The organism is Haloarcula pelagica (genome assembly GCF_030127105.1).
Lineage (GTDB): Archaea > Halobacteriota > Halobacteria > Halobacteriales > Haloarculaceae > Haloarcula > Haloarcula pelagica.
Genome location: NZ_CP126161.1, coordinates 2,666,507 through 2,692,754, shown reverse-complemented (window position 1 = coordinate 2,692,754; position 26,248 = coordinate 2,666,507). Strand labels below are relative to the sequence as shown.

Genomic DNA, 26,248 nt, shown 5'->3' with positions numbered 1-26,248 from the left:
AGTCACGGGCCGCTCCAGCAGTCGAGCCAGCGCTCGATACGCGGTCGTTGTCCACACTGTGCGAGTCCGCTCGTGTCGGTGATCGACTCGAACACGGCTACGTCGAGACGGACGAACGGCTCGTCGCGCGCCGGCGCAGTTCGGTCTCCGGACCGGTCGTCGGCCCGCTCCACTCGCCGAGACATACCCCGTAGTACGCCAACGTGGCACCTAAATGGCAGTCAGACAGGTGTCAGCCGAAGAGCCGACGACGCCGTCCGCGGAAATATTCCACGACCCCCAGCGTAGTATTTTTGCTGTTGACCGAAAAACACCACCATCGAGTATCAGGATAGATAAGAGAAGATCATATACACAGAGCCAGTAGAGACGTTCGATGGGTCAGATTATCATTTTAGATAATTCTGAGGACGAGCTTCCGGCAGTCCTCACCAGCACGGGACAGGGTGGGTTCCTGTCACCGGGCACGCTTCAGGACGCGCCGGCGGTCGCGGCGCTGGACGACGGTGAGAACCCGCAGTTCGTCCTCACGAACGGGAAGTACGGGGTCAGTTTCGAATCGGGGACCCAACTCGACGAGATACGTCCGGGGACGGGGTACCGGACGATCGGTATCGTCACCGACCGCCGACTGCTGGTCCTCGTCGGCGGCGTCGACGGGACGGGCGACCACGAGTTCGCCGTCCCACACGCAGAGATCGAGCAGGTCGACGCCACGACGCGGTTCCGACACGGACAGTTGACGATCACGCGGACCGGCGGTGCGACGCTGACGCTGCACTGCGGGACAGACGGACTCGAAGCCGTCACGACGTTTCTGGAGGCTGTCTCGCAGGCCTGGGTCCACGCCGAGACGGTTCTGGAGGCCGTCCGAGAGGCGCTCGTGGAAGCCAGTTCTCACAGGGAAGACGGCGACCTCGACGCTGCACGGGCCGCGTCACAGACCGCGCTCGACCGCCTCGACGACGCGGCGGCGACGGTTTCGGGCGTCCCGTCGGCGCGGGCCGCCGAGGCGATGAGCCAGCGCGTCGAGACGGTGTCCGAGCGGGCGGTCGCGGTCGATTCACGAGTCCGCCGCAGCCACGCGCATCGACTCCTCGACCGGGGGGAACACCAGTGGCGCACTCAGGAGTACGAGGCCGCCTACGATACGTTCGAGAAGGCTCGCGACGAGTACGAGACGATCCTCTCCCGGCGACACGAACGCGTCCCGGACGTATCGGCCGTCCAGTCCGAGCGTGAGCGACTGCGGACGGTCATCGAAGGGCTCTCGGCCGCACCGATCGAGAGCGCGGACCGGGCCGCCGAAGACGCGGCGGCAGCGGACGACCCGACTCGGGCGGCGACCCACTGGGAGGCCGCCCTCGAACGGTACCGGACCGCCATGCGACTCGACTGGGGAGCCGACGAGCGACGGTTCGCCGGCGATCACGAGGCCATCCGCGAGCGACTCGGAGAGGTCGCCCGGAACCTCACTGCGACCCGACGGACCATCGCCAGCGACGCGACCGAAGCCGGGGACTGGTACGCCGCCGCCGGCCAGTACGACGCGGCCCTCGACGAGTTCGACGAGGCCCGCGAGGCGTTCGAGGCCGCGCTGGCGACCGCTCGCGACTGTTACCCCGACGCTGTCGAGCACCTCCAGACGGAACTGGACGCCGTCGAGGACCGGATCAAGCGGGCACGCACGGAACTGACTGCGGACGACCGCGAGGAGCGGCGTCCGTCCGACGAGCCCCGTCCCGACCAGGGCACCACCGACGGGACGACGGCCCACACGGCCGGCGAGAGTTCCCAGTCCGCCGTCGAGAAGTAGTGCGAGTGACGAATCGTGCAGAAGTGAGCACGAACGATTACCGAATGTTTTTATATTTGAGAGAGTGACTCTCCCTCAATGGTCGAATCGCTGCGGATCGGCTGTCTCTACGCCGGTTCCTGTTCCAGCGAGCAGGACGCCGCCTACGACTGGTGTGCGGAGGCAGCCGGGACGGCCAAGCGATGTTCGCTCACGACTGTCGAACCCGACGCGTTCGATGTCCTCTGGTGGCACCGCGACGACGAGTTCGATCCCGACGAGCTTCCGGCCGACGCGGTCGAGACACTGCGGTCGTTCGTCAGATCGGGCGGCGGTCTGTTGCTCACGCTGGGCGCGATGGGCGCGGTCGTCCCGCTCGGCTTCGAAGACGTGCGACCGGACGAGAGCGGCTGGGAGGAGATCTCAGAGCCGACCGGCCCGCTGTGGAAGGCCCTCTACGAGGACCACCCGGTCCACGACGAGTTCGACACGCTGACCGTTCACACCCGCGGCCCGGGCGTGACGGTTCCGTACACCCGATACGAGGGGATGGTTCCGGCCCAGGGCGACGTGCTCGCGAGCACCGCGCGGGCCGAGACGAACGCCGTCTCGGAACTGTCGACGATCGCCTGGCACCCGGGCGACGGACAGGTCATCGGCATCGGCTCGGCCGTCTCCTTCCTGCATCCGACCCACGACATCTGCCGGCGGAACAGACAGACGCTGGTCGGCAACGCCCTCCGGCATCTGGCAGAGGGTGAGCGGTCGCCGCTGCTGGGCCGGCCGAAAGACGCCGAGACGTTGACCCTGGCCAGAGAGCGGCTCGCGGACGACCGACACCGCCCGAGCTACCACCTCACGCCGCCGGCCAACTGGCTGAACGATCCCAACGGCCTCATCCACTGGAACGGCCGGTATCACGTCTTCTATCAGTACAACCCCGCCGGTCCCTTCCACAACACGATCCACTGGGGCCACGCGGTCAGCGACGACCTGGTCCACTGGGAGGACGAACCGGTCGCGCTCACGCCCTCTCCGGACGGCCCGGACCGGGACGGCTGCTGGTCGGGCTGTGCGGTCGACGACGACGGCACGCCGACGATCCTCTACACGGGCGGCCGGGAGACGCTCCAGTTACCCTGCATGGCGACCGCTACCGACGACAGCCTCCGGGCGTGGGACAAAGACCCCGAGAACCCGATCATCCAGGAGGTGCCCCGTGAGCCACAGGTCCTCTCGACGGAGGACTGGGACGGGGAGTTCCGGGACCACTGTGTCTGGCGCGAGGACGGGACCTGGTACCAGCTCATCGGCGCCGGAATCGAGGACGGGGGCGGCGCGGCGCTGCTGTACGAGTCCGACGACCTGCGTGACTGGGAGTACCGCGGGCCGATCCTGACCGGTGACCGGGACACGGCCGGCACGGTCTGGGAGTGTCCGGAACTGCTGGACTTCGGCGAGAAGCAGCTGTTGCACATCTCGAACTACGAGGATGTCGTCTACTTCGTCGGCACCTACGAGGACGGTCAGTTCGACCCCCACCGCCGGGACAAACTCGACCACGGCGACTTCTACGCCCCGCAGTCGATGTGGCTCGACGACGGGCGCATCCTCACCTGGGGGTGGCTCCCGGAGGCCAGAGACGTGAGCGCGCAGTGGGACGCCGGCTGGTCCGGGACGATGTCGCTGCCTCGGGAACTGACCCTGGCCGACGACGGCGGGCTCTGCCAGCGGCCGGCCCCGGAACTCCGGGCGTTACGCGGCGAGAACCTCGGCCACGATGTGCTCCGCCTGGACGGCGAACGCCGGCCGCTCGACATCGACAGCCAGCAGTTCGAACTGCGTGCGACGGTCCGGCTCGACGACGCCGACGCGCTGGCGCTGTCGGTCCTCGAGACGCCAGACCGCGAGGAGTACACGCCGATCCGCTACGCCCGGAACTCCGAGATCACCGTCGACCGCTCGACGGCCAGCCTCGACGAGCGAGCGACCAGCGCCACCCAGCGGATGCGGGTTACCCCCTACGACTCGCCGCTGTCGCTGCGCGTGTTCGTCGACGGCTCCGTCGTCGAGGTGTTCGCCAACGAACGACACTGCCTGACGAGCCGGGTCTATCCGACCCGCGAGGACGCGACGGGCATCTCGCTACGGGCCGAGGGAGGCCGGGCGACGGTCGCCTCGCTCGACGTGTGGGAACTGGACGGCGCCTGGCCCCGCGCCGACGCCGACCGCGTACCGCCACAGTAGTCGGCTCACCCCCAGTTCTGAAGCGCTGTCACGAACCCTTCTCAGAGCCGCCTGGCCGTCCCGGAGTAGCCACAGCCCTCGCAGGCGGCCGTCCGGCTGTCCCCCAGCGTGTAGGCGGCGACGTGGCCGCCACACCGCGGACAGGCCTCACCCGGTGTCGGCTCGCGCGCGTCGGACAGCACCACCTCGAAGAGCGGGGCGCTGGCGCTGCTGGCGACGACCTGAGCGTGGACGGTCGACAGCGAGGGCTCGACGGCGACCCCCCAGATCAACACGGCGTCGTCGGGCACCGCCTGCTGGATGCCGTCGACGGCGTCGACCGCCGCGGCGAGCGACAGTCCGGGTCCGCCGACGAGGTTGACGAGGACGGCTTCGGGCGGCCCCACGTCGGCGTGTGGCGCGTCCAGCGCCGTCTGGACGGCCGTCACCGCGTCGCTCGCAGCGTCCCCGTTCTCGGTCCCGGTACCCGTCGCGACGGCCGCCGTGGGACCGGCCCGGAGCACCGTCCGAACGTCGGCCGGGTCGAGGTTGACGACGCCCGGACGTGCGAGCAGGTCCGCGAGAGTCGTCACAGTCGCACGGACGCCGCGGCGATGGTGCCCGGGTCGGAGGACGACCGTCGCGTCGACCGCCCCACGCAGCCGTCTCACCGCCCGGGCGACGGTCGGGTCCAGCGCGTCCGCCGACGCGGGAGCGGCGACGACAGCCAGGTAGAGCCCCGCGCCGACGGTCACCCGGTCGAACCACTCGACGGGTGGCACGGCTCCGTCGGCGAAATCCGTCAGCAAAACCGTGACGGCCGCTCGCTCCCCGTCTGCGGTCGGTGGCTCGGACAGCGATGCGACACCTGGGGCCCGTCCCAGCCCGCGACCCAACCGCGCCAGTCCGCCGTGTCCGACGACGGCGAGCGCGTGCTCGGGGTCCGGAACGGTGGTGTCGTCTCCGCGCATAGCGGTGTCTGCTCGGGAGAGGCGCCGGACCGACAAAACGTTGCGGCCGCTGTTACTGTCCGTAGCCGCCGCCCTCGCCGGCCCGCCCGCGCCGGATCAGTTCCCGGTCGGTCGGCGGCAGTTCGTCGCCGGCCATCGGGACGTGCCAGTGCCCCAGCGCCCCGAGAATCCGGGTCCTGGTGCCCTCGACATCCAGGCGGACGGTCGGGCCGAGCGTCCCCCCGAAGCGGCGCATCTGTTCGGATTCGGGGAGGTGGGCGATCTCGTCCAGGGTCTCGCCGGCGAACTCGTAGTAGTTGAAGAAGCTCTGGACGAGCACCTCGTCGCCGTGAGGGAAAGCCATCCAGGAGTACGACTGGAAGGGGGCGTTCGCGGGGTTGGTCACGACCAGCCCCGACTCGTTCAGCGGGACGTAGTCGCCGCGCAGTTCCTCGGCGACGAAGCCATACAGCGCGTCGAAGCCGTCGAGTCCGGGCGCGAACGTGTGGAGGTGGCTGGAGAGAAACAGGTAGTACAGGCCGTCACGGTAGACGATGTGTGGCCGTTCGAGTTCCTGGTTGACCCCGACGGCGTCGAGCAGCGGGTCTTCGAGTTCCCACTCCAGGGGGTCGCCGGTGGGCGAGCGGGCGATGCCGACGCTGCCGTTGAACCCCTGGAGTTCGGCGTCGCCGCCGCAGGCGTCGCTGCCCTCCGGGACCGGCGTGTTGGCCTCGAAGAGGAGCCACGTCTCGCCCGTCTCGGGGTCCTCGAAGAACCACGGGTCGCGGAACGTGTAGATCATCGCGCGGGACTGATCCTCGCGCTCGTAGCGCTCGCCGTCGGGCCGGAGCAGTTCGTGATGGGTCCAGGGGCCACGGAGTTCGAACCCGTCGTCGGTGTGGATGCTGCCGCCGCCGGCGCCGACGATGCGCTGGCCGTACGTGAGATCCTCGGCGCCCTCCTCGCCGGCCGCGGTGTAGAACAGATAGACGGAGCCGTCGTCGTCGTACAGCGCCGAACCGGCCCACTGTCGCTGGCCCAGCGCGTCCTCGAAGACGGGGCCGGCGTTGTGCCAGTGCTTCCCGTCCGCGGAGTAGAAACACCGGATCGTCGCAACGTCGTGGCGCTTGCCCGGCAGCAGCTCCGAGGGCGCGGTCAGCGAGAAACAGACGCGGTAGCCCTCGACCTCGGCCAGGGTGCCGTCCCGGTTGCGCAGGAACCACGTGTCCCAGATGTGGACCTCCGGGATCTGGTCGTCCTCGGGGGGGTAGACGATGGGTGCGACGGTGTCGTGGGTTCGTTCGATCCCTGCCGCCTGCTCACGGCTCCAGCCGGCGCGGGCCCCGTATCCGGGTGCGCCCTCGCCGAGCGACTGATCTGTCATACACGTGTGTGTCTCGACAAGCGGGTTAACAGTTCTGGATGACTACTACTGCTGTAGTATGTTTGTTTCTGTTCGCTCAGGACCGATCGCGTGACGATTCCTCTTCGGAGAGGCCGACGCCCTCGGGGCCGGTGATATCCAGCGGACGGATCCACTCGTACCAGATGAGGACGACGCCGAGGCCGTAGCCGAGCGCCCAGACGAGGCTCCCGACAGCCGGATACCCGAGTGTGCTGAGAAAGCCGTTCGCCAGTCCGGGGACGATGATGACGGCGGCGATGGTCGCGCCGAGCGCGATGCTTTCGTTCATCGGTCGGTCACCGGCCGGTGGGCCGTGTGCATACCCTCGCTAGGGAGTACCACTGCTTATGCGTGGCGCTCCGCCCCGAGCGGAATCGATAGCCGCCCCATTTTTATCACAGTATGCCCTACCGCGGATGTCGGGAATGTCTCAGAACCACACTGACCGGTCGTCACAGGAAGACATCGAGTGGTGTTACGACGCCGTCCATCGGGTATCGCGAACGTTCAGTCTCACGATCGCCGAACTCGAAGAGCCGATGGCACGCGATATCTGTGTCGGATACCTCCTCTGCCGCGTCGCGGACACGATCGAGGACGCCGGTCACGTCCCCCCAGCCGTGCAGGCCGAGCTCCTCCGGACGTACAGTCGCGTCCTTGATCCCGAGACCGACACGACCATTCGGACCTTTCGGGAGGCCGTCGACGAGTGGATCCCGGAGTCGAAAAACGACGACTGGCGGGTCGTCGACAACGCCGGCCGGGTGGTCGACGTGTTCAGAGGCCTCGACGGTCGCTCGCCGGAGACGATCCGCGGGCCGGTCCGGGAACTCGTCGACGGGATGGCGATGTTCGTCGACCGCTACGCCGAGGAAGGCGGGCTCCGTATCCAGACCCTCGAAGAACTCGAAGAGTACTGCTGGTACGCCGCCGGTACCGTCGGGACGCTCGTGACGGGCCTGGTCTCACACGAAGCCAGCGACGAACAGGTCGAACAGATGGAGGCCAACGCGCGCTCTTTCGCGCTGTTGCTCCAGTTGGTCAACGTCGCCAAGGACGCCGCGACGGACATGGAGGAAGAGAACAACGTCTACCTCCCGCTGGAACTGCTGAACGAACAGGGCCTCGACCACGGTGATGTCGGCGACACGGGTCACACCGCCGCGCTGGTCCCGGTCATCGAAGCCGTCACCGAACGCGCCGAGGGATACCTCGACGGCGCCCAGAACTGGCTCGACGCCATGCCCGAGACGCGGGGGAACCGCCTCTCCGCGTGGGCGATCCCGTTCTTGCTGGCCGTCGGGACGATCCGTGAACTCCGTGACCGACCGGCGGACGTGATCGAGGAGGGCAACGTCAAGATCACCCGCCAGGAAGTCCACGCTGTCTGTCAGCAGTTCGTCGGCGACGACGACCCCTCGCTGGCCGAGTTGCGGTCCAAGATCCGCAAGCGACCACTCCACGAATACTGACGCCGGCGTCCCAGTGTGGACCCGTCCCGCATCCCGTTTTCGACTGGACACAACCCTGAACTGTCTCGCCCGCCTACCCGTCGGTATGTCCAAGTGGCTCGAACTCCCGACCGGCGACCGCGTCGGACCCGACGATGTCTTCCTCTACAACGGCTATCCGTACCGGCTCGTCTGGCTCGACCACGAGAAGTACGACTTCGAGCTCTCCCCTCTCTACTGGGGCGACAGCGGGATGGACATCCCCTTCCAGGACCGCGAAGCGCTGGTCGACCAGTGGGGAACCGACTCTCGGGGCCTGTTGACCGACGAGGAGTGGGCCGGCTGGATCGAGGACGCACGCGAGGACGACCGGTTCGGCGAGCAGGAGGTCGCCGAACTCGCCCGGGAACTACCGGGTGACCGCGCGGCCGGAGCCGACACGTCCGACGGCGGCGGTGGCGGCCTCCGTGACATCCTGGGGCTGTAGCCGACCGCAACGCGCTTACACGCCCGCCACCAACCCATGCCCATGCAGCCGCTGGACGACGGGCTCTCGCGCCGTCAGTTCTGCAAAGCCGCGGTCGCCGTCGGTGGGGCGAGCGCGCTCTCGGCGTGTCTCGGCCGGTTTCGGGACGAGCCGGTGCCGACCGGCGATCCCGACACGAAACCCGCCCGCCAACACGCCTGGCGCGAGCACATCCGTCACGACGAGCACGGGAACTCGCTGCTGCCGGAACACCAGCTCCTCCTCTACGTCGACCTCGACGCCGACGGGCCGCCCGGCGAGGACGCGCGGGCGACCGTCGCGGACGCGCTGACGACGCTGGACCGGGCCTACGAGTGGAGCAACGATGGGCTGGTGTTCAGCGTCGCGTACTCCCGGTCGTACTTCGACCGGTTCGACGAGTCGCTCCCCGCGGATCTGGACCTCCCCGAACCGCGCGCGCTCTCGGGGTTCGAGACGCCAACCTTCGACACCCAGGACGCCGTGGTCCACCTCGCCAGCGACAACCCCGACGTAGTGCTCGAAGCCGAGGAAGGGCTGACCGGCGACCGCGCGACCGTCAACGGCGAGGATGTCACCGCCCGGCTCACCGACGTAGTGACCGTCGACTCCCGCCGGACCGGGTTCGTCGGGGCCGGCCTCCCGGCACAGCACCAGGACGCCGCGGGGATCCCCGACGGGAACCCCGTTCCCGAGGAATCGCCGCTGTTCATGGGGTTCAAGGCCGGCTTCGTCGGGAACCAGGCGACCGAGGACTACGTCACGCTGGACTCGGGGCCGTTCGCCGGCGGGACGACCAAGGCCGTCGCGAACCTCCGTCAGCGCCTGGGCGACTGGTACGGCGAACAGGACCGCCGCGAGCAGGTCATGGAGATGTTCTCGCCGGCCCACGCGGAGAACGACCTCGTCGAGGGGATCGGCGACAATCTCGGGGCCAACAGCGAGATCGACCAGTACGTCGACGACATCGTCGACCAGGCCCGGGAGTACGGCCGCGTCGGCCACGCACAGAAGGCCGCCCGCGGCAACCGCGACGAGGACGGCAACGTCAAACTCCTCCGCCGGCACTTCGAGTCGACCGACGACATCGGCTCCGACCAGAAGGTGGCGAGCCTCCACTTCCCGACCCTCCAGCAACGTATCTCCGACTTCGAGGCCGTCCGGGAGGCGATGAACGGCAGCGACATCCCGGCGGAGACTCCGGCGGTCCGCCAGCGAGTCAACAACGGCATCCTGGAGTACATCTTCGTCCGCCGGCGGGGGTACTTCCTCGTCCCGCCGCGGCGCCACCGCTCGCTCCCGACGCCGCGGCCCGAGTGAGCGTGACCGCCGGGTTTTCGAGCGTCCGGTCCCTCTCGCCGGTGTGACCTTCAGCATCTGTGTCCGCGAACACTACGCGGACGAGGACGGCGTCGACCAGACCCGCTACGGCGTCGCCGTCACCACGCGCCTGGCCGCTGTCGGGACGCTGTGTCCGTTCGCCACCGACCACGGCGCGGTCGCCACACAGGCCCGCGTCAACGTCGACCTCGGGCGAAAGGGCGTCGCCTACCTCGCCGACGGCCTCGCCGTCGAGGACGCCCTAGAAGCGTTGCTCGCCGCCGACGAGGACAGCGCCGTCAGACAGCTCCACGGCGTCGACAGCGACGGGGAGTTCACGTTCTCCGGTGCGGACTGTGGCGAGTGGTTCGGCCACCGCGAGCGGGAGGGGGTGACCGTCGCCGGGAACCTGCTGACCGGGCCGGCCGTCCTCGATGCGACCATCGAGGCGTACGCCGAGAGCGACCGTTCGGAGCCGCTGTCGAAGCGACTCGTCGACGCGCTCGCGGCCGGCCACGCCGAGGGCGGGGACAAGCGCACCGACCTCGAAGTCCAGTCGGCGGCGCTCCAGGTCGCCACGACCGAGGACCGCGACCACGAGCCCTACGACGAGGACCTGCGCGTCGACGCGACGCCGACCCCCATCGAGGACCTGCGGGAAACCCGCGAGTTAGCCGTCGAGAGCTTCGCCGCCGCCATGGAGAAGTACGAGGAGGACGACGGAAGCGAGACGCAGGAGGAAGACGGCGAAGCCGACGACACCTGACCGGGCGTCGAGTGCCCGGACCTAAGGGGCTCGGCGCCGAGACACCGCTATGGAACTGCTCGTCCTCGCCGCCGTGGCTGGCGGTGCCGCCGGCCTCGGCGGGACGTATGCGATCTTGCGCTATCGGTCGTCCGACAGGCGGTCGTCGAAGCGAGCCCACGAGGCCGCACAGGAGCGCGAACCGCCGGTCGAGGTCGGCTCGACCTACGAGTTCGGCGTGACCGAGTTCTCGACACACCACTCCGGCGAGCAGGTCGCCGTCGGGAAGGTCGAGGGGTTCGTGCTCTTCGTCGAAGACGTTCCCTCGGGTCTCTCGACCGGCGACGTGATCCGCGCGAAGGTGCTGTCGTTCAACGAGGGCGGGACCTCCGCTGACGCGATGTTCGTCGAGTCGGTGTGACTCTCGGACCGAACGACTGGGGGGCTGAAGGCGACAGCAGCGACACCCCCCTCAGTACCGCGAGAAGTTCTCGTCGGGGTAGACGCTGCCGTCTGCCAGATCGACGACATCCAGCGTCGCCAGTCGCGCGAGGCGGTCGTCGGCGTCGCTCCGGTCGAGTCCCAACTCCACGGCCCGGTCGGTCACCCGCGCGCGTGTCGGGACACTCTCGACGAAGCCGTCCTCGTCGAGGACCGTCTCCTCGGCCACGATCGCTTTCAGGATCGCGCCGTGTTCCCGTTTGGACGGCGTCTCGCGCGTGCCCGTCCACTCCACGTCGAGTGAGCCGTCGTCGTTGACGTGTGAGACGACGAACCCGTCGGGCAGCGTTCGTGTCGCAGCCGCCACGAGTGCCGCACTGTCGAGTCTGGCCGTGACGTTGAATCGGTGCCCGTCCCCGGAACGCGTGCCCGGTTCGATAGTCACGCCAGTCTCCTCGGCGGCCGTGGAGATGGCCGCCGCGAGCCGGTCGCTCACGTCGGTGGCGACCCGATCGCGCTCGCGGGCCCGCTCGTTCGCCTCCGTCGCCAGCCGCTCGTACTGTTCCATCCGCTCGTGAAGTGGCTCGTCGGCCATGCTACACTCGGTGTTCGCCAGTCGATTACACGTTGTGCCCGTCGCCTACGAGCGGTGGCTCTGTCGGGCGAAAACGAGTTCGGGTGGATTCTCACCGAGGAAAGACTCCCTGTCGTCCACACAGGAGAGTCAACCGGACCATTCTGCTCCTCACATTCGTTCGTCGCAAGAATGGGTTGGGGCGGATTCGAACCGAAGGAAGACGTGCTCGCTCCACTGTGCGCGCCTTCCATGGTTCGAATCCTGGTGAACCATCCGCTCCTCACGTCCGTTCGTCGCAGGATGGGTTGGGGCGGATTCGAACCGCCGACATCCTCCGTGTGAAGGAGGTATCATAACCGGACTAGATCACCAACCCGGTAGCTTCTGCTACCTGACGACCGGACTTAAGCGTTATCTCTCCGGGTCGGCTCAGGCTTCGGACTGCTCGCTCTGGCGGTAGTCGCCGATCTTCTCGCGGGCGTCCTTGATCGCCTGCTCGGCGTCGCCCTCTGCTCGCTGCTGGAGGTCTTTCAGGTCGGTTTTGACCTTGTCGAGCCGACCGGGCTCGGGCTCTTTCTCGTTGCCGGTGAGCTCGCGGAACCGTTCTTCGACCGGTTCAAGCTCCTCCTTGACGCCCCTGGTCGCGGTTTCGCCGGCGCGCTTGAGGTAGTACCGTGCGTCTTCGAAGTGCTTGTTCATATCTGTCCCTACGGAGACAACGAATAAATCCTTTGTGCCCACGCGCTTGCGGTTCCGGGGGACGAACCGTTATCCACCCGCGTACACAACGGGCGGAGTATGTTCACGCGTATCTCGATCCCGACGCCGTTCCAGATCGGCGCGGTCAACGCCTACATCGCCGGGCGAACCGTCGTCGATCCGGGGCCGGACAGCGAAGAGGCCTGGTCGCGGCTCCTCGAAGCGCTGGAGGCCCGCGGGCTCGCGCCGGGCGACATCGAACAGGTCCTCGTGACACACCCACACCCGGATCACTTCGGCCTCGCAAAGCGGTTCCGGACGGCGGGGGCGAACGTCCTCGCGAGCGTCGACGCGGAACCGATCATGGCCGAGTTCGCGGCTCGGCTAGAGTACGAGCAGTCATACTTCGTCGACTTCTTCGAGCGGTGTGGCACCTCACGGGAGACCGCGGAGACGGTGACACAACTCCCGGAGGCGTTTCTGGCCTACGCACAGAGCGTCGAGGCCGATCGGACGCTGGCCGCGGGCGATACCGTCACGGTCGACGACGAACCGCTGACGGTCGATACCGTCGCCGGCCACTCGGTCGGCGAGATACTCTTCTCGTACGACACCGACGGCCGGCGCGAGGCGCTGGTCGGCGACAACGTGCTCGCGGACATCACGCCCAACCCGTTCCTGCAGCCCCCCACGGAGCCAGGGGAGTCACGGCCGCGTGTGCTGCCGGCGTTCAACGACTCGCTGCACTGGCTCCGCGAGCAGGGCCACGACCGGTTTCTCACCGGCCACCGGGAACCGGTCGACGCTCCCAGAGAACGGATCGACGAGATTCTCGACGCCCACGAACAGCGGACCGACGAAGTCGCGGCGATCGTCGACGAAGGCGTGACGACGCCCGTCGAGGTGATGACGGCGCTGTTCGGCGACCTGCCGGCCACGGAGTACTTCTCGGGGATGAGCGAGGCTGTCGGCCATCTGGACGTACTGGAAGCGCGTGATCGCGTCGAGAAACGGGAGAACGGCGGCGTGTTCGTCTACGAGCGCCGCGATTAGAGGAACGCGACGGCCTGCGAGGCCAGGTCCGAGACGGCCGTGAAGCCGGGCACGAGCAACACCGTCACGACGGCCGCGGCGATGATCGCGGTGTACAGCCCCATCGGGTACGACTCGATGGTGCGCTCGCCGGTCGGTTCCTCGATCCACATGGCCTTGACCACCCGCGAGTAGTAGAACAGCGACAGCGCGCTGTTGATGATGAGCGCGGCCGCGAGCGAGTAGGCACCGACGTTGACGGTCGCTTCGAGCAGGTAGAACTTCGAGAAGAACCCGCCGCCGATCGGCAGGCCGGCCAGGCTGAACAGGAACACCGTCATCGCCGCACAGGCAAGCGGTGCCTGCTGACCGAGACCGTTGTAGTCCTCGAAGCGCCGGCCGACGCCCCAGTACTCGGCCAGCGCGATGAACAGGAACGCGCCGGTGTTCATGAAGCCGTAGACGAGCAGGTGGGCCATCCCCGCGCTCATACTGAACGAGAGCCCTTCACCCGTGGAAGACAGCGCGGCCAGCCCGATCAGCACGTAGCCGGCGTGGCCGACACTGGAGTAGGCCATCATCCGCTTGACCGTCTCCTGGGTTGCCGCGGCGAAGTTCCCGACGAACATCGTCGCGATCGCCAGGATCTGGAAGGCGACGACCCAGTTGAGCGCCTGGACCGACCCCCCGATCAGCGACTCGATCGGGAAGGCGACGGCGAAGGCACGGAACGCCAGGACGAAGCCGGCCGCCTTCGATGCCGACGAGAGGAACGCCGAGACCGGGGCGGGTGCGCCCTCGTATGCCTCGGGTGCCCAGAAGTGGAACGGCACCGCGGCAGTCTTGAACGCGATCCCACCGATGATCAGGAGGATGCCCACGCCCAGGATCGACATCGGGACTTCGGGACTCCCGCTCTGTGCCTGGACGCTCCCTTCGACGACGGTCTGGACGACGCCGCTTTCGATCGCGGCCGCGACGCCGTCGAAGCGGAACACGCCCGTCGCCGCGTAGACCAGGGAGATGCCGTACGCCAGCACCGCCGAGGAGACCGCGCCGATGAGGAAGTACTTCAGACTCGCTTCGACGCTGCCCTTGTTCTTCTTGAGGAACGCGACGAGCGCGTACGAGGGCAGCGAGATGAGTTCCAGCGCGACGAACGCCGTCGCCAGACTGTTGGCCGCGCTCAGCACCGACATACCGGTCGCGGCAAGCAGGACGAGCCCGTAGAACTCGGCCTGGTAGCTGTGCTCGGCGACGTAGTCGTAACTCGCGAGCGCCACGAGTGCCGTGACGCTTGCGACGATGACCATGAAGAACAGGGCCATCTGGTCGACGACCAACTGACCGTTGAACAGGACCGGCGTCCCCTGACCACCCTGACTCTCGGGGATGCCGGTCCCGCCGACGATGAACCAGACTGCCAGTGCCAGCGACGACAGCCCGCCGAGGACGGAGATCCCGCCGAGGACCTCGGTGTTTGTCGTGTCCGGGTCGACGCTGTCGACCAGGAAGAGCAGTAGTGCCGCAACACCGAGTGCGAACGCTGGCGCGAGGCCTGCCCACGGGGGTAGCTGGTGGACCATCTATGCACCACCTCCGACGAGGGAGACAAGGGAGTTTTGGATCATCTGGTACGAGAGGTCGGGGGCGACACCCAGCACGATGACCAACAGGAGCAACACCACGAGCGGCGCAACGTCGTGGAACGCCGCCGGCGTCACCTCGTAGTCGGTGCCGAGTTCGAACTCACCGAACAGGGTGCGTTGCATCGCCCACAGCAGGTAGCCGGCGACGACGACGATGCCGAACATCGCCGCGCTGGTCAGGATCGGTGCCGCGCCGCCCAGGGTCGGCGCGTCGAACGCGCCCTGGAAGATGAGGAACTCGGCGGCGAACCCGGCCATCAGCGGCAGCCCCATGTAGCCGAAGGCGGCCGCCACGAAGACGGCGATCGTCCGGGGCATCCGATCGGCCAGCCCGGACATGTCGCCGACCATGCGCGTGTGGGTCGTGTTGTAGATGACGCCGACACACATGAACATCAGCCCGGAGATGAGCCCGTGGGCGACCATCTGGAAGGTCGCCCCGCCCATCCCGTGGGGGGTGAAGGCCACGAGTCCCAGGATGACGTACCCCATCGACGAGATCGAGGAGTACGCGACGATCCGCTTGAGGTCACGCTGTGCCAGCGCGAGCATCGCACCGTAGATGACGCTGACGACGCCGACGATCGCGAGCGGGATCGCGAGCGCGCGTGCGGTCTCGGCGAGCATCGTGAAGTTGAACCGCAGCAGTGCGTAGGTCCCCATCTTCAGGAGGACGCCGGCAAGCATCACCGACACCGGCGTCGGTGCCTCGACGTGGGCGTCGGGCAGCCACGTGTGCAGCGGGAAGACGGGTACCTTCACCGCGAAGCCGAAGAACATCAGGACGAAAGAGACCGTCGCCAGTCCGACGCCGGCGATCTCGGGCAGTCCCGTCGCCGACCGGAAGGCCTCGGCCATCGCCGGCAGGGCCAGCGAGGTCAGATCAGTGCTGAAGATCAGGGCGAACAGCCCGGTGAACATGATCAGCGAGGCCACGTTCGTGTAGACGAAGAACTTGATCGCGGCGTACTTGCGCCGGGGGCCGCCCCAGATGCCGATCAGCAGGTACATCGGGATGAGCACGCCCTCCCAGAAGACGAACCAGAGGAAGAAGTCGAGCGCCGTGAACACGCCGATGAGGCTCGCCTCCATCAGGAGCATCAGTCCGTAGAACTGCGACTGGCGCTCGTCGATGGGCGTCCACGCGGAGACGATCGCGAGCGTGGTCAGGATGGTCGTCAGCGTGAGCAACGGCATACTGACGCCGTCCAGCCCGACGTAGTACGCGATCTGGAACCCGCCCAGCTCCATCCACGGGAGCTGCTGGCTGAAGGCCACGTCACCGGGCGAGAGCAAGGCGTTGCCCGCGCCCTGGTGTTGGGTCAGGTACACCCAGTACATGTACACCGTCGCGGCGGCCGGGACGACACTGATACCGGCCGCGAGCTTGCCGGCGTACCGGTCCGGCGACAGGAGCACCAGACCGGTTCCCAGCAGCGTCACCGCGAGCAGGGCAGCGACCCACATTCAGAACCACCCTCCCACGACGCCGAAGAAGCCAAGCAAGAGGACGAGCCCCAGCGTCAGGAGCGCGGCGTAGTTGCTGACCACGCCGGACTGGATCCGACGGATGCGGCTGCCAGAGAAGAGACTGACACTGGAGATGCCGTTGACGACGCCGTCGACGACACCCTGGTCGAACTTGTCCATCGCGCGAGCCAGCGGGTAGGTGAACCCGGTCGCGAGCCACACCTGATACTCGTCCTGATAGTAGTTGTGCATGAGTAGCGTCTTCAGACCGCCCAGTTTGTCCGTGTGCTCGACCGGGTCCGGGCCGCGATACAGCGCGGTCGCGACGCCGACACCGGCGAGCGCGAGGCCGAGCGAGACGCCCGCCGACGCGAGCAGCGTCGGCGTCTCGCCCAGCGGGTAGCCGGCGGCGACGCCGCCGATGTCGTGGAGCAGTTCCTCGTAGCGGACCAGTCCGGTCCCGAGTTGGGCCGGCCAGCCGCCCTCGTCGGGGCCGTGGAGCCACGCGTGCAGGAAGTCGATGTGTGCGCCGGTCAGCTCCGCGACGGGCTTCATGTTGATGAACCCGACCGTCGCGGCCAGCACGCCAAGCACCGCCAGCGGTCCTTTGACGTTCCAGTGAACCGGTTCGGGGTCACGCGCGGTGTCGCTGCGTGCGTTCCCGTGGAAGGTCAGGTAGACCATCCGGAAGGTGTAGAAGCCGGTGAAGAAGACGGCCAGGAGTCCCATCGCGTACGCGAGGAGGTAGGCCGTCCCGAGACCGCCTTCACTACCGAAGCCGTGGATGAGCGCCTCGTACAGCACTTCGTCTTTCGACCAGAAGCCGGCGAAGGGGACGATACCGGCAAGCGCCAGCGACCCCGAGAGGAACGTCCAGTAGGTCACGGGCATCCGGTCTTTCAGGCCGCCCATGTCCCACATGTTCTCGTTGTGGTGCATGGCGATGATGACCGACCCGGCACCCAGGAACAGCAGGGCCTTGAAGACGGCGTGGGTCGTGAGGTGGAAGACGGCGGCGATGTACCCACCGGAGCCCAGCGCGAGCATCATGTAGCCGTACTGTGAGATCGTCGAGTACGCGAGGACCTGCTTGATCTCCTGTTTCACGAGGCCCATCGTCGCCGCGAACAGCGCGGTGAAGCCACCGATCAGCGCGATGACTGCGAGCGCCGTCGGCGAGATAGCGTAGAAGCCGTACATCCGTGCGACCAGGTAGACACCGGCCGCGACCATCGTCGCCGCGTGGATGAGCGCCGAAACCGGGGTCGGGCCTTCCATCGCGTCGGGCAGCCACGTGTGCAGCGGGAACTGCGCGGACTTCCCGATGACACCGCCCAGCACGAGCAGGCCAAGCACCGTGAACCAGGCCTGCGGGCCGAGTCCGACGGTGTCGAGCATCGAGATGGGGCCGGTCTCGCCGTCGACGATGGCGTGTTCGGCCAGCGCCGGGAAGCTCTGTGCCACGATCTCGCCGTTCTGGGTAATCGGGGCGAAGAGGCCGGTCCCGAACGTCGCGAAGATCCCGACGACACCGATGAGGAAGAAGTAGTCACCGAAGCGGGTGACCAGGAACGCCTTCTTCGCGGCCGACGGCGGGCCGTCCTCGCGGAACCAGAAGCCGATGAGCAGGTACGAACACAGGCCCACCAGTTCGAAGAACATGAACGCCATCAGCAGGTTGTTGGCGACGACGAACCCGAGCATGCTCGCCGTGAACAGTCCGAGGCCAGCGTAGTAGCGGGGCAGGCCCGTCTCGCCCTCGTCGTTCATGTACCCGAGCGAGAAGATGTGGACGAGGAACGCGATCAGACAGACGATCAACAGCATGAGTGCGGACAGCGGGTCGATCAACAGTCCGAAGCGAAGCTGGATCGACTCGACGCCCGCGACCCACGTGTAGATGAACTCGTTGTAGGACGTACTACTCCCGGTGAAGCCCCCAACGGTCAGGGCCACCCAGATCGAGAGCAGCAGCGATCCGCCCGTCGCGGTGATGCCAGCCAGTGCGCCGCCCTTTGGCATCCGGTCGCCGGCAAACAGCGCGACGAGGAACGATACGAACGGCAGGAGGACGATCGCCGGAGCGTATGTGAATGCAGCCATTGTTACCACCTCATCGTCGTCGCCTTCGTCACGTCGATATCACTGAAGTTCCGGTACAGGACGAGGATGATGCCGATTCCGACAGCCACCTCTGCCGCGGCGATCGCCATCGTGAACAGCGAGAACACCTGGCCCGAGATGTTGCCGTGCTGGAGCGAGAACGCGACGAAGTTGATGTTCGCCGCGTTCAGCATCAGTTCCACGGACATCAGGAAGACGAGCGCGTTCCGCCGAGTCAGGATACCGAACAGGCCGATACAGAACACGGCCGCCGACAGCAGGAGGTACGCCTGGACCGGGATCATTCGGCGTCACCTCCCGACGGGGACCGTTCCCCACCGTCAGCGGCGACGGCGTTTGGTTCGTCCGTTCCGGCACCGACGCCGACGTTCTCGCCCTCGTCCTCGCGTTTTGCGAGCATCACGGCACCGTCCAGCGCGGCGTCGAGGAGGACACCGATCACGAGGAATGCGACGATGAACCCCTCACCGTCGACGGCGGCCTGGTTCTCGCCCATGATCGCACTCGGTGCGATGTCGAACATCGCCGCCCCCAAACTCTTCGTGACGGCCGCGCTCTCGGGGAATCCGACCGGCGTCGGGAACGACGCCGTGAGGAACACGCCGCCGAGCACCAGAAACAGTGCGACGGCAGCCAGTCCGGCCGTGAAGTTCCCCTCGGTCGTGAGTTCCGGTTTCGTCGTCATGGTGACACCTCGATGACTGATTCGTCCTCCCGTGTCAACATCACTGCGAAGGTGATGAGGATGAGGACGCCACCGACGTACACCAGAATCTGCATCGTTGCGACGAATGCGGCCTGGTTCATGACGTAGAACACGGCGACGCTGAGCAGTGACACACCCAGTAACAACGCCGAGTGCCAGACATCGCGCACTAACACGACGCCCGACGCGCTGCCCACCGTTATGATGGCGAACAGCGCGAACGCGATTGACTCGTACAGTCCCATCTTATCTTGAACCTCTTGCCGGCGCCCCTTTGAAGATTCCTCTTTCGCCTCGCCACTGTTTTGCCGCTCGGGTGGCCTGCAGCCACCACTCGCGGCAAAAAACGCGGGCGAGAAAGACAGAATGCTCGCGGTGCTCACATCCGGGAAAATCGCGCCTCCGGCTCGGTGTGCTTTGCGACTGATACGTTGGTTCCTCTGTTTCTGCGTCGCCCTTCGTCGCTGGTGTGGACAGAACCGGGCAGCTACACCACAGGCTATTGTTGAAGTGATATGAACGTCAAAAGGACGCCAGTTCGAGTCCCGCCGAACTACTGGTAGTCGACTTCGCCTTCGCCTTCCCCGATCCAGGCGCCCCGGTCGGGTTCGCGCGACTCCAGCGGGTCGATGTCCTTGTACCACGGGACGTTCTTCAGCTGCTCTTTGTCGTAGGCGAACTCGTCTTTCGTGTCCGCCGTGAACTCGAAGTTCTGGGTGAGCAGGATGGCGTCGGTCGGGCAGACCTCCTCACACAGCCGGCAGTAGATACACTGGCCGATGTGGAGGTTGTACTGCTCGCCGTTTCGCTGGTCGTCCATCACGATCTGGATGGTGTTGTTCGGACAGACGTTCTCACACTGCCGACACCAGATACACCGCTCCTGGCTCCACTTGTGGACGCCGCGGAAGCGGGGGCTCACCTCGGGGGCAACGTCAGGGTACTCGACCGTGAACGTCTGCCCGTCGAGGGCGTGTTTCATCGTCGTCGCCATGGATTTCAGCACTCCGATCATTGTGAATCACCGCCGTTGTCGAACGCTGTGGTGCTCATACGTTGACCACCCCGACGATCGCGGCCGTCAGCATGAGGTTTGCCAGCGAGAGCACGAGCATGCCCTTCCAGCCGATCTGGATGAGCTGGTCGATCCGGACACGAGGAACCGCCGACCGTGCCCACTGGGTGAACAGGAACACGGCCCACATCTTGATGACGAACCAGACGATGCCGGGAAGCACCGGCCCCGCCGGCCCGCCGAGGAAGATGGTCGCGACGATCGCGCCACCGAGGAAGATGTGGATAAACTCGCCCAGATACATCAACACGAAGTACACCGACGAGTACTCGGTCTGGTACCCGGCGACGATTTCGGTCGGCGCCTCGGGGATGTCGAACGGGTTCCGACCGACCTCCGCGAGGTTCGCGATCATGAACAGGACGAACGCGAAGGGGTTGACGAACGCGTACCAGGCCGGCAGCGGGCCGATCAGGGACTGCTGCTGGGCCATGACGATCTCGCTCATCTGGAGCGAGCCGGCGAAGATGACCACCGACGCGCCCGTCAGGATGAGCGGGATCTCGTAGGCGATGTTCTGTGCCACCGCACGCAGCCCGCCGAGGAACGAGTACTTGTTGTTCGAGGCGTAGCCCGCCATCACCAGCCCGACCGATGCGATCGAGGCCGTCGCGAACACGTACGCCAGTCCGACCTCGGGGTCGGCGATCTGGATGTTGTACTGCATATCCATCGGGATGACCGCGAATCCGAGGAGCGCCGAGCCGGACAACACAAGCGGCGCGAGGTCCCAGGCCGGTCGGTCGACCTCTTCGGGGACGATCAGTTCCTTCGAGAGGAGCCGGACCGCGTCGGCCACGATGATAAAGAGGCCAAGCGGGCCGACCCGGTTGATCGCGATCCGGTCGGTAAACGCCGCCGTGATCTTCCGTTTCGCCCAGATGACGACTGCCGTGTTCGTCAGGACGAACGACCCGACCGCCGCGGAGGCGATCAGCGCCATCACCAGGATGACGCCGGGGTTCGTGGGATCGAGTCCGAGCATGCGCGCGAGCATCTCGGGGAGCGGTGCACCGCCGCTCTGCATCAGCGATCGACCTCCCCGAGGACGATGTCGAGGCTGCCCAGCGAGGCGATCATGTCCGGGATGTACTCACCCTGGGACATCTCCGGCAGCGTCTGGAGGTTCGAGAAGCACGGGCTCCGGATCTTGAACCGTGCCGGCTTGTCCGTGCCGTCCGAGCGGATGTAGATACCGAGTTCGCCCTTGGCGCCCTCGACCGCGCGGTAGATCTCCTTGTCGGGGTCCGGGCGGAGTGTCCGCGGAACGTTGGCCTGGATCTCACGGTCCTCCTCGGGCCACTGTTCGAGCAGGTCGACACACTGCTCGATGATCTTCGCGGACTCCTCGACCTCGCGCATCCGGACGAGGACGCGGCTGAAGTTGTCCCCGCCCTGTTCGGTGACGACGTTCCAGTCCAGTTCGTCGTAGTAGCCGTAGGGGTCGTCCCGGCGGAGGTCGTAGTCGACGCCGGACCCACGCGCGACCGGCCCGGTGGCGCCGTACTGCTTGACCTGATCCGGGGAGAGCACACCGGTGTCGACACACCGCATCTGGAAGATCTCGTTGCCGGTGACCAGGTCGTGGTACTCCTCGAGTTTCTCCGGGAGGCCGTCGAGGAACGCCCGGACCTTCTCGAAGTACTCCTCGCGGGGCTCGGGCAGGTCCCAGGCGACCCCGCCGAGTCGGAGGTAGTTGAACATCAGCCGCTGGCCCGTGAGGTCCTCGAGCAGGTTCTGGACGATCTCGCGGTCGCGGATGCCGTACTGGAAGACGGCGGTGAAGTCGCCGAACACGTCCAGTGCGAACGTCGCCAGCGCGAGCATGTGCGAGGCGATCCGGCACATCTCCGCGGACATGGTGCGGATGACCTGTGCGTACTCGGGGACCTCGATGTCCGCGAGGTCCTCGGCCGCGCGGGCGTAGGCCCACTCGTTGAGGATGCCCGCCGAGATGTAGTCCCACCGGTCGGGGTAGGGCATGATCTGGTGGCGGTAAGTGCCGTTCTGGCACATCTGCTCCTCACAGCGGTGGAGGTAGCCGATGTCGGATTCGAGGTCGGCGATCTGTTCGCCGTCGAGCACCGTCTTGACGTGGAGCACGCCGTGGGTCGCCGGGTGGTGTGGACCGATGTTGACGAACATCGTGTCCGAGTCGTCCTCGCTGCGGTGGTCCTCCTGGAGCGGGTTGGCGTTCTCACGCAGCGTGACGATCTGGGGCTGGTCCTGGTTGTAGTCCTGGCTGAGCGGGTGCCCCTGCCAGGTGTCGGGCAGCAGGATCCGTTTCAGATCGGGGTGGTCGTCGTACTCCAGTCCGACCAGGTCGTAGGCCTCGCGCTCGTGCCAGTCGGCCGTCGAGTACACCCGCGCCGCGGACTCGTTTCCGGGGTCGTCCTTGGGCGAGGGAACGATGACCGACAGCTCCTGTGTCGGGTCGTCGTACTTCTTGAGGTGGTAGATCGACTCGTAGCGGTCGTCGTACTCCTGGCCGGTGACACAGGAGAGGTGGTCGAAGCCGGCCTCGGTCCGCAGTGTCGAGAGGACCTCCTGTACCTCGTCGGGGCGGATGACGAAGCCCTCGGCGTTGACGTGCTGTTCGCGCTCCAAGACGTGCCCGTCGAGCAGGGCGGCCAGCGCGTCGTAGTCGAGGCCGTCGTCGGTCACCCCGACATCGACCGTCGTGTCCGGTGTTGGTTCTTCGAGACTCATTGGTGGTCAGGGGGAGTCGTCCCAGTTGTACCGCATCACGAGGTCGTCCTCGTCGATCTCGTCGGCGAGTTTCTGGACGAGTTCGTCCTGTTCGAGGTCGCCGAACTGTTCGAGCTCGTAGGGCTTGACCGTCACCGGCGAGGACTCGCCGTTGGCGATGCGTTCCTGGAGCTTCGCGACGCCGTAGATCAGCGCCTCCGGGCGGGGCGGACAGCCGGGGACGTGGATGTCGACCGGGATGACCTCCTCGGCGCCCTTGACGACGTTGTACCCCTCCTGGAACGGGCCGCCCGAGACCGTACACGAGCCCATCGAGACGACGAACTTGGGTTCGGGCATCTGGTCGTACACGCGCTTCATCCGCGGGGCGAACTTCGAGACGATGGTCCCCGGGACGATGATCACGTCGGCCTGGCGGGGCGACGCACGTGGGACCCCGGCGCCGAAGCGGTCGAGGTCGTGTTTGATCGCGTACGTGTGGATCATCTCGATGCTACAGCAGGCGATCCCGAACTGTAGCATGAACATCGAGGAGCCACGCACCCAGTTCATGAACTGGTCGAACTTGGTGAGGATGAACGGCGTCGAGCCGAACGCTTCGCGCAGCTTGGAGTTGAAGCGGTCGTCGGCGCCGTCGCCCATTCGGGCCTCTCGTGTCGATACCTCGGTCGGCGGTGTCTGGTCACTACTCATATGTATCTGCCCCCTTCGTTACCTCTGGGTTGCGCACCCACTGGACTGCGCCGTTGCGCCACGCCCAGGCGAGCCCAACCACGAGGATGGTTATAAACGCCACCATCGGCAGGAGGACCCTGCTGAGGCCGACGGCCGACACCGCATCGCCGTAGATGAGGGTCCACGGGAAGATGAGGACCGTCTCGATGTCGAAGATGACGAACAGCAGCGCGACCATGTAGTATTGGATGTTGAAGCGGATATGCCGGCTACTCCCCGTCGGCACCTCACCGGACTCGTAGGTGGTACTCTTGCCTTGTTCGGGAACGCTCGGCCGCAGGAGGCTCGACGCTGCCATCATCCCGAGCGGGATGGCGAGCCCCACCAGCGCGAGCGCACCGATGGCGATCCATGCATTACTCATTCCGGAATCTCCTATCGTTCGCCGGTTAGAAGTACTCGCATATAAGGGTTCATTGTTCGGGTTTCTGGTGGGTCACGGTCCGTGGCTGGGCGTCGGCTAACCGGCTGATCCGGCGGTGTAGTGTTCGGAATACGTCACGTTTTCCCGGTGCGCGCCGGCTCAGTCGTCCCAGTACGCGTCCTTGAACCCGGGCGTCCCCAGTTCGTGGAGGTCGCGCGAGACCTCCCCGACCTCCTCCTGGAGGCCCTGGTGGTACTCGACGAGTCGCTCACGGAGGTCGTCGTGCTCGCGCGCGAGGATCTGCGTCGCGGTCAGTGCGGCGTTGAACGACTTGCCGGCGTCGACCGCCGTGATCGGCGCCCCCTGTGGCATCCCGATGACCGAGTCGACGGACTTCTCCTGGACCGGGACGCCGATGACCGGCAGCGGGTACGCGATCGAAGCGGTCATGTTGGGTAGGTCGGCGGACTTGCCACCCGCGCCGGCGATGATCACGTCGACCCCGCGGTCGGCGGCGGTCTCCGCGTACGCGTACATCAGGTCCGGCGTCCGGTGGGCGGAGACGACGAACGTCTCGAACGTGAACCGGGCGTCGGGTGCGTCGGCGTAGTCGGTCTGTTCTGCGAACCCGAGTTCGTCCGCGAGCGCGGCGTACGCCCCGGGTCGTTTGCCTTTCCCGCCGGCCATCGTCGCCAGGTCCGAGTCCGACCCCATGACGATACCCACGTCGGGAGTGAGTTCGTCCGGGCGATCCATCGACGCCTCTTCGTGGAGTTGGTCGATCAGCGACTGCACGCTGTCGGCTGTCATAGCCAAGGCTGCACAGTGGGAGACCTAAGCGTATGTGGTTTCTCCCCCGGGCGGTCCGGCTCCGAGCGCGGCGTGACTCGGAAAGGAAACGCCTTTGGCCCGTACCGACACACCGTCGTACATGAGCAACGGGGACGACGAGACCGAGGCACCCGACGACGGGGCCGACGCCGCCGACGAGGAGGCCGAGGCAGCCGAGGACGCCGCCGGGACGGAGCTGAGCGCCGACACGCTCGATTCGCGGCTCGACGAGGCCGAGAGCGCCCTCGACGCCGCCGAGACAGAGGCCGACTTAGACGAGGTCGAGGCGGCACTCGACGACATCGAGAGCGACATCGAGTCGGCCGACCTCCCGGAACCGGACGAGGACGACGAGGACGCGGCGGACCCGCGCGAGGAACTGGAGTCCCGGCTATCGGACCTCCGGGACGGCCTCGAAGAACAGCGCGGCCCGTACGCCGAGGACGTGGTCGGGATCGTCGAGGACGCACAGGCGACGATCGAGGACAGCGAGTGGACCGAAGACGGCGAGGAGGAGGCCCTCGACGCGGTCCGGTCGTTCCTCGACGCGGCGAGCGAACACGTCAGCCACGACGCGGAGACCGACGCCGACCTCGGAAGCGCCGCCTCGGCACTGGGGATGGTCGCCGACGCGGTCGGTGACGCCGGCCTGGACGCCGACGAGGACGACGAGACCATCGCCGGCCTGCTGGAGGCCGCCGAGACGCTCGAAGACGACCTGGAGGCAGCCGAGGTCTGGAGCGACCTCACCGTCCAGGAACAGCTCGACGCCCGCGGGTTCTACGACATCCTCACGAACGAGAACCGCAAGGACTTCCCGCCCGAGTGGAACGCTGCGAAGCTCCACGCGAAGGAGGGCAACATCGAGGATGTCCTGTTCGCGTTCGACACCCTGGGCTCGGAGTTCATGGAGGAGTACATCGTCGACATCTTCTACCATCTCGGCAGCGACGCCCAGGAGGCCTTCGACGCGATGCACCAGAAGGCCCAGCGCCGGGACAAGGGGCCGATCAAGGTGCTCGGGAAGATCGGCGACGACCGCGCCTGCGAGACGCTCCACGACTTCATCGACGGGGACGGCGACCCCGCGCTCCAGAAAGTGACTCTGCGGGCGCTCGGTTCGATCGGCAGCCCCGAGTCGGTCCAGCCGGTCGCGAACCGCCTCGACGCGGAGAACGAGGACATCCGCTCGGTGGCCGCCCGCACGCTGGGACTGCTGGGCGACACCCGCGCGGTCGAACCGCTCGCCGACGTACTCGAAAGCGACGACAGCGACCAGGCCCGCGCGTCGGCCGCGTGGGCGCTGCGCCAGATCGGGACCGAACGCGCCCTGGAGGAGGCCGCCCAGTACGTCGACGACCGGGCGTACCTCGTCCAGGCCGAGGCCGAGAAGGCCGCGAGCGCCTGAGCCGGTCACCCGTCCCCGAGCGCCGAACCCT

Annotated in this window: 27 protein-coding genes and 1 tRNA gene; 9 read left to right on the top strand and 19 right to left on the bottom strand. The window is 66.8% G+C overall.

Features of this window, described 5'->3' with window-relative positions:
* Nucleotides 1-2 precede the first annotated feature (2 nt).
* Nucleotides 3-185: a hypothetical protein gene (locus tag P1L40_RS14195; protein ID WP_284007930.1), complete on the bottom strand. Its 183-nt coding sequence runs from the start codon at nucleotides 183-185 to the stop codon at nucleotides 3-5.
* A gap of 191 nt (nucleotides 186-376) precedes the next feature.
* Here P1L40_RS14195 and P1L40_RS14190 point away from each other — a divergent pair, with 191 nt between their 5' ends.
* On the top strand, nucleotides 377-1,816 hold the full coding sequence (locus P1L40_RS14190) for a hypothetical protein (RefSeq protein ID WP_284007929.1): 1,440 nt from the start codon (nucleotides 377-379) through the stop codon (nucleotides 1,814-1,816).
* Between the two features lie 78 nt (nucleotides 1,817-1,894).
* Nucleotides 1,895-4,042 (top strand): GH32 C-terminal domain-containing protein, encoded by a 2,148-nt coding sequence (locus tag P1L40_RS14185; protein ID WP_284007927.1) that lies wholly within the window; start codon nucleotides 1,895-1,897, stop codon nucleotides 4,040-4,042.
* A gap of 41 nt (nucleotides 4,043-4,083) precedes the next feature.
* Here the strand turns inward: P1L40_RS14185 and P1L40_RS14180 are convergent, their stop codons facing one another.
* The 3 genes from P1L40_RS14180 to P1L40_RS14170 all read right to left on the bottom strand — a co-directional run bounded on the left by P1L40_RS14180 (nucleotide 4,084) and on the right by P1L40_RS14170 (nucleotide 6,665).
* Entirely contained in the window at nucleotides 4,084-4,992 is a 909-nt protein-coding gene (locus tag P1L40_RS14180; RefSeq protein ID WP_284007926.1) for an FtsZ/tubulin family protein, read from the bottom strand.
* Between the two features lie 52 nt (nucleotides 4,993-5,044).
* Complete coding sequence (locus P1L40_RS14175) at nucleotides 5,045-6,355, bottom strand: glycoside hydrolase family 68 protein (RefSeq protein WP_284007925.1); 1,311 nt, start codon at nucleotides 6,353-6,355, stop codon at nucleotides 5,045-5,047.
* Nucleotides 6,356-6,431: 76 nt separating this feature from the next.
* Entirely contained in the window at nucleotides 6,432-6,665 is a 234-nt protein-coding gene (locus tag P1L40_RS14170) for a DUF7996 family protein (RefSeq protein WP_284007924.1), read from the bottom strand.
* A gap of 136 nt (nucleotides 6,666-6,801) precedes the next feature.
* Between P1L40_RS14170 and P1L40_RS14165 the strand changes: the two genes are divergently transcribed.
* From P1L40_RS14165 to P1L40_RS14145, 5 genes are all read left to right on the top strand, one after another.
* A complete protein-coding gene (locus P1L40_RS14165) occupies nucleotides 6,802-7,848 on the top strand; it encodes a phytoene/squalene synthase family protein (RefSeq protein WP_284007923.1) in 1,047 nt (348 codons plus the stop codon).
* A gap of 85 nt (nucleotides 7,849-7,933) precedes the next feature.
* Nucleotides 7,934-8,314 carry a hypothetical protein gene (locus tag P1L40_RS14160; protein WP_284007922.1) on the top strand — a complete coding sequence of 127 codons (381 nt, stop codon included), beginning with the start codon at nucleotides 7,934-7,936 and terminating at the stop codon, nucleotides 8,312-8,314.
* A gap of 36 nt (nucleotides 8,315-8,350) precedes the next feature.
* Nucleotides 8,351-9,652 (top strand): DUF7405 family protein, encoded by a 1,302-nt coding sequence (locus P1L40_RS14155; protein WP_419181182.1) that lies wholly within the window; start codon nucleotides 8,351-8,353, stop codon nucleotides 9,650-9,652.
* A gap of 43 nt (nucleotides 9,653-9,695) precedes the next feature.
* Nucleotides 9,696-10,418, top strand: coding sequence for a DUF1028 domain-containing protein (locus P1L40_RS14150; protein WP_284007918.1), 723 nt, complete (start codon nucleotides 9,696-9,698; stop codon nucleotides 10,416-10,418).
* A gap of 49 nt (nucleotides 10,419-10,467) precedes the next feature.
* On the top strand, nucleotides 10,468-10,818 hold the full coding sequence (locus tag P1L40_RS14145) for a hypothetical protein (protein WP_284007916.1): 351 nt from the start codon (nucleotides 10,468-10,470) through the stop codon (nucleotides 10,816-10,818).
* A 51-nt stretch (nucleotides 10,819-10,869) separates the two neighbouring features.
* On the opposite strand, the gene P1L40_RS14140 is transcribed toward P1L40_RS14145, so the two are convergent.
* From P1L40_RS14140 to P1L40_RS14130, 3 genes are all read right to left on the bottom strand, one after another.
* Nucleotides 10,870-11,433, bottom strand: a complete 564-nt coding sequence (locus tag P1L40_RS14140; RefSeq protein ID WP_284007914.1) for a hypothetical protein — start codon at nucleotides 11,431-11,433, stop codon at nucleotides 10,870-10,872.
* A 283-nt stretch (nucleotides 11,434-11,716) separates the two neighbouring features.
* Nucleotides 11,717-11,791 (bottom strand) — tRNA-Val (locus P1L40_RS14135).
* Between the two features lie 53 nt (nucleotides 11,792-11,844).
* A complete protein-coding gene (locus P1L40_RS14130) occupies nucleotides 11,845-12,114 on the bottom strand; it encodes a DUF7553 family protein (protein WP_284007912.1) in 270 nt (89 codons plus the stop codon).
* A 99-nt stretch (nucleotides 12,115-12,213) separates the two neighbouring features.
* On the opposite strand from P1L40_RS14130, the gene P1L40_RS14125 reads away from it, so the two are divergent.
* Nucleotides 12,214-13,167 carry an MBL fold metallo-hydrolase gene (locus P1L40_RS14125; RefSeq protein WP_284007911.1) on the top strand — a complete coding sequence of 318 codons (954 nt, stop codon included), beginning with the start codon at nucleotides 12,214-12,216 and terminating at the stop codon, nucleotides 13,165-13,167.
* Here P1L40_RS14125 and P1L40_RS14120 read toward each other — a convergent pair.
* The 12 genes from P1L40_RS14120 to P1L40_RS14065 all read right to left on the bottom strand — a co-directional run bounded on the left by P1L40_RS14120 (nucleotide 13,164) and on the right by P1L40_RS14065 (nucleotide 24,788).
* Entirely contained in the window at nucleotides 13,164-14,732 is a 1,569-nt protein-coding gene (locus P1L40_RS14120) for an NADH-quinone oxidoreductase subunit N (protein ID WP_284007910.1), read from the bottom strand. The two genes, P1L40_RS14125 and P1L40_RS14120, sit on opposite strands and share 4 nt — an antisense overlap.
* Nucleotides 14,733-16,262, bottom strand: a complete 1,530-nt coding sequence (locus tag P1L40_RS14115) for a complex I subunit 4 family protein (protein ID WP_284007908.1) — start codon at nucleotides 16,260-16,262, stop codon at nucleotides 14,733-14,735. It lies immediately after the preceding gene.
* Nucleotides 16,263-18,368 (bottom strand): NADH-quinone oxidoreductase subunit L, encoded by a 2,106-nt coding sequence (gene nuoL / locus P1L40_RS14110; RefSeq protein ID WP_284007907.1) that lies wholly within the window; start codon nucleotides 18,366-18,368, stop codon nucleotides 16,263-16,265.
* Nucleotides 18,369-18,370: 2 nt separating this feature from the next.
* Nucleotides 18,371-18,673 (bottom strand): NADH-quinone oxidoreductase subunit NuoK, encoded by a 303-nt coding sequence (nuoK, locus tag P1L40_RS14105; RefSeq protein WP_284007906.1) that lies wholly within the window; start codon nucleotides 18,671-18,673, stop codon nucleotides 18,371-18,373.
* Complete coding sequence (locus P1L40_RS14100; RefSeq protein WP_284007904.1) at nucleotides 18,670-19,074, bottom strand: proton-conducting membrane transporter; 405 nt, start codon at nucleotides 19,072-19,074, stop codon at nucleotides 18,670-18,672. The genes nuoK and P1L40_RS14100 overlap by 4 nt, the downstream gene beginning before the upstream one ends.
* Nucleotides 19,071-19,340 carry an NADH-quinone oxidoreductase subunit J gene (locus P1L40_RS14095; RefSeq protein WP_284007903.1) on the bottom strand — a complete coding sequence of 90 codons (270 nt, stop codon included), beginning with the start codon at nucleotides 19,338-19,340 and terminating at the stop codon, nucleotides 19,071-19,073. The genes P1L40_RS14100 and P1L40_RS14095 overlap by 4 nt, the downstream gene beginning before the upstream one ends.
* Before the next feature lie 308 nt (nucleotides 19,341-19,648).
* The gene (locus tag P1L40_RS14090; RefSeq protein ID WP_284007902.1) at nucleotides 19,649-20,110 is read right to left on the bottom strand and encodes a NuoI/complex I 23 kDa subunit family protein; all 462 of its coding nucleotides are present in this window, start codon (nucleotides 20,108-20,110) and stop codon (nucleotides 19,649-19,651) included.
* Between the two features lie 34 nt (nucleotides 20,111-20,144).
* Nucleotides 20,145-21,197 carry a complex I subunit 1/NuoH family protein gene (locus P1L40_RS14085; RefSeq protein WP_284007901.1) on the bottom strand — a complete coding sequence of 351 codons (1,053 nt, stop codon included), beginning with the start codon at nucleotides 21,195-21,197 and terminating at the stop codon, nucleotides 20,145-20,147.
* The gene (locus tag P1L40_RS14080) at nucleotides 21,197-22,879 is read right to left on the bottom strand and encodes an NADH-quinone oxidoreductase subunit D (RefSeq protein WP_284007900.1); all 1,683 of its coding nucleotides are present in this window, start codon (nucleotides 22,877-22,879) and stop codon (nucleotides 21,197-21,199) included. The genes P1L40_RS14085 and P1L40_RS14080 overlap by 1 nt, the downstream gene beginning before the upstream one ends.
* Nucleotides 22,880-22,885: 6 nt before the next feature.
* Nucleotides 22,886-23,572 (bottom strand): NADH-quinone oxidoreductase subunit B, encoded by a 687-nt coding sequence (locus tag P1L40_RS14075; RefSeq protein WP_284007898.1) that lies wholly within the window; start codon nucleotides 23,570-23,572, stop codon nucleotides 22,886-22,888.
* The gene (locus tag P1L40_RS14070; RefSeq protein ID WP_284007896.1) at nucleotides 23,565-23,978 is read right to left on the bottom strand and encodes an NADH-quinone oxidoreductase subunit A; all 414 of its coding nucleotides are present in this window, start codon (nucleotides 23,976-23,978) and stop codon (nucleotides 23,565-23,567) included. Before P1L40_RS14070 ends, P1L40_RS14075 begins: the two co-directional genes overlap by 8 nt.
* 159 nt (nucleotides 23,979-24,137) lie before the next feature.
* The gene (locus P1L40_RS14065) at nucleotides 24,138-24,788 is read right to left on the bottom strand and encodes an AIR carboxylase family protein (RefSeq protein ID WP_284007894.1); all 651 of its coding nucleotides are present in this window, start codon (nucleotides 24,786-24,788) and stop codon (nucleotides 24,138-24,140) included.
* 121 nt (nucleotides 24,789-24,909) lie between these two features.
* Here P1L40_RS14065 and P1L40_RS14060 point away from each other — a divergent pair, with 121 nt between their 5' ends.
* Entirely contained in the window at nucleotides 24,910-26,217 is a 1,308-nt protein-coding gene (locus P1L40_RS14060) for a HEAT repeat domain-containing protein (RefSeq protein ID WP_284007893.1), read from the top strand.
* The last annotated feature ends 31 nt before the right edge of the window (nucleotides 26,218-26,248 follow it).

Excerpts from the sequence above, each read along its gene's own strand:
- P1L40_RS14125 (WP_284007911.1), top strand. The coding sequence starts at position 12,214 with ATGTTCACGCGTATCTCGATCCCGACGCCGTTCCAGATCGGCGCGGTC.
- P1L40_RS14130 (WP_284007912.1), bottom strand. The coding sequence starts at position 12,114 with ATGAACAAGCACTTCGAAGACGCACGGTACTACCTCAAGCGCGCCGGC.
- P1L40_RS14165 (WP_284007923.1), top strand. The coding sequence starts at position 6,802 with ATGTCTCAGAACCACACTGACCGGTCGTCACAGGAAGACATCGAGTGG.
- P1L40_RS14080 (WP_284007900.1), bottom strand. The coding sequence starts at position 22,879 with ATGAGTCTCGAAGAACCAACACCGGACACGACGGTCGATGTCGGGGTG.
- P1L40_RS14180 (WP_284007926.1), bottom strand. The coding sequence starts at position 4,992 with ATGCGCGGAGACGACACCACCGTTCCGGACCCCGAGCACGCGCTCGCC.
- P1L40_RS14095 (WP_284007903.1), bottom strand. The coding sequence starts at position 19,340 with ATGGGACTGTACGAGTCAATCGCGTTCGCGCTGTTCGCCATCATAACG.
- P1L40_RS14155 (WP_419181182.1), top strand. The coding sequence starts at position 8,351 with ATGCCCATGCAGCCGCTGGACGACGGGCTCTCGCGCCGTCAGTTCTGC.
- nuoK (WP_284007906.1), bottom strand. The coding sequence starts at position 18,673 with ATGATCCCGGTCCAGGCGTACCTCCTGCTGTCGGCGGCCGTGTTCTGT.
- P1L40_RS14085 (WP_284007901.1), bottom strand. The coding sequence starts at position 21,197 with ATGCAGAGCGGCGGTGCACCGCTCCCCGAGATGCTCGCGCGCATGCTC.
- P1L40_RS14140 (WP_284007914.1), bottom strand. The coding sequence starts at position 11,433 with ATGGCCGACGAGCCACTTCACGAGCGGATGGAACAGTACGAGCGGCTG.
- P1L40_RS14190 (WP_284007929.1), top strand. The coding sequence starts at position 377 with ATGGGTCAGATTATCATTTTAGATAATTCTGAGGACGAGCTTCCGGCA.
- P1L40_RS14170 (WP_284007924.1), bottom strand. The coding sequence starts at position 6,665 with ATGAACGAAAGCATCGCGCTCGGCGCGACCATCGCCGCCGTCATCATC.
- P1L40_RS14115 (WP_284007908.1), bottom strand. The coding sequence starts at position 16,262 with ATGTGGGTCGCTGCCCTGCTCGCGGTGACGCTGCTGGGAACCGGTCTG.
- P1L40_RS14185 (WP_284007927.1), top strand. The coding sequence starts at position 1,895 with ATGGTCGAATCGCTGCGGATCGGCTGTCTCTACGCCGGTTCCTGTTCC.
- P1L40_RS14160 (WP_284007922.1), top strand. The coding sequence starts at position 7,934 with ATGTCCAAGTGGCTCGAACTCCCGACCGGCGACCGCGTCGGACCCGAC.
- P1L40_RS14075 (WP_284007898.1), bottom strand. The coding sequence starts at position 23,572 with ATGAGTAGTGACCAGACACCGCCGACCGAGGTATCGACACGAGAGGCC.
- P1L40_RS14100 (WP_284007904.1), bottom strand. The coding sequence starts at position 19,074 with ATGACGACGAAACCGGAACTCACGACCGAGGGGAACTTCACGGCCGGA.
- P1L40_RS14145 (WP_284007916.1), top strand. The coding sequence starts at position 10,468 with ATGGAACTGCTCGTCCTCGCCGCCGTGGCTGGCGGTGCCGCCGGCCTC.
- nuoL (WP_284007907.1), bottom strand. The coding sequence starts at position 18,368 with ATGGCTGCATTCACATACGCTCCGGCGATCGTCCTCCTGCCGTTCGTA.
- P1L40_RS14070 (WP_284007896.1), bottom strand. The coding sequence starts at position 23,978 with ATGAGTAATGCATGGATCGCCATCGGTGCGCTCGCGCTGGTGGGGCTC.
- P1L40_RS14060 (WP_284007893.1), top strand. The coding sequence starts at position 24,910 with ATGAGCAACGGGGACGACGAGACCGAGGCACCCGACGACGGGGCCGAC.
- P1L40_RS14175 (WP_284007925.1), bottom strand. The coding sequence starts at position 6,355 with ATGACAGATCAGTCGCTCGGCGAGGGCGCACCCGGATACGGGGCCCGC.
- P1L40_RS14195 (WP_284007930.1), bottom strand. The coding sequence starts at position 185 with ATGTCTCGGCGAGTGGAGCGGGCCGACGACCGGTCCGGAGACCGAACT.
- P1L40_RS14090 (WP_284007902.1), bottom strand. The coding sequence starts at position 20,110 with ATGATCGGAGTGCTGAAATCCATGGCGACGACGATGAAACACGCCCTC.
- P1L40_RS14120 (WP_284007910.1), bottom strand. The coding sequence starts at position 14,732 with ATGGTCCACCAGCTACCCCCGTGGGCAGGCCTCGCGCCAGCGTTCGCA.
- P1L40_RS14065 (WP_284007894.1), bottom strand. The coding sequence starts at position 24,788 with ATGACAGCCGACAGCGTGCAGTCGCTGATCGACCAACTCCACGAAGAG.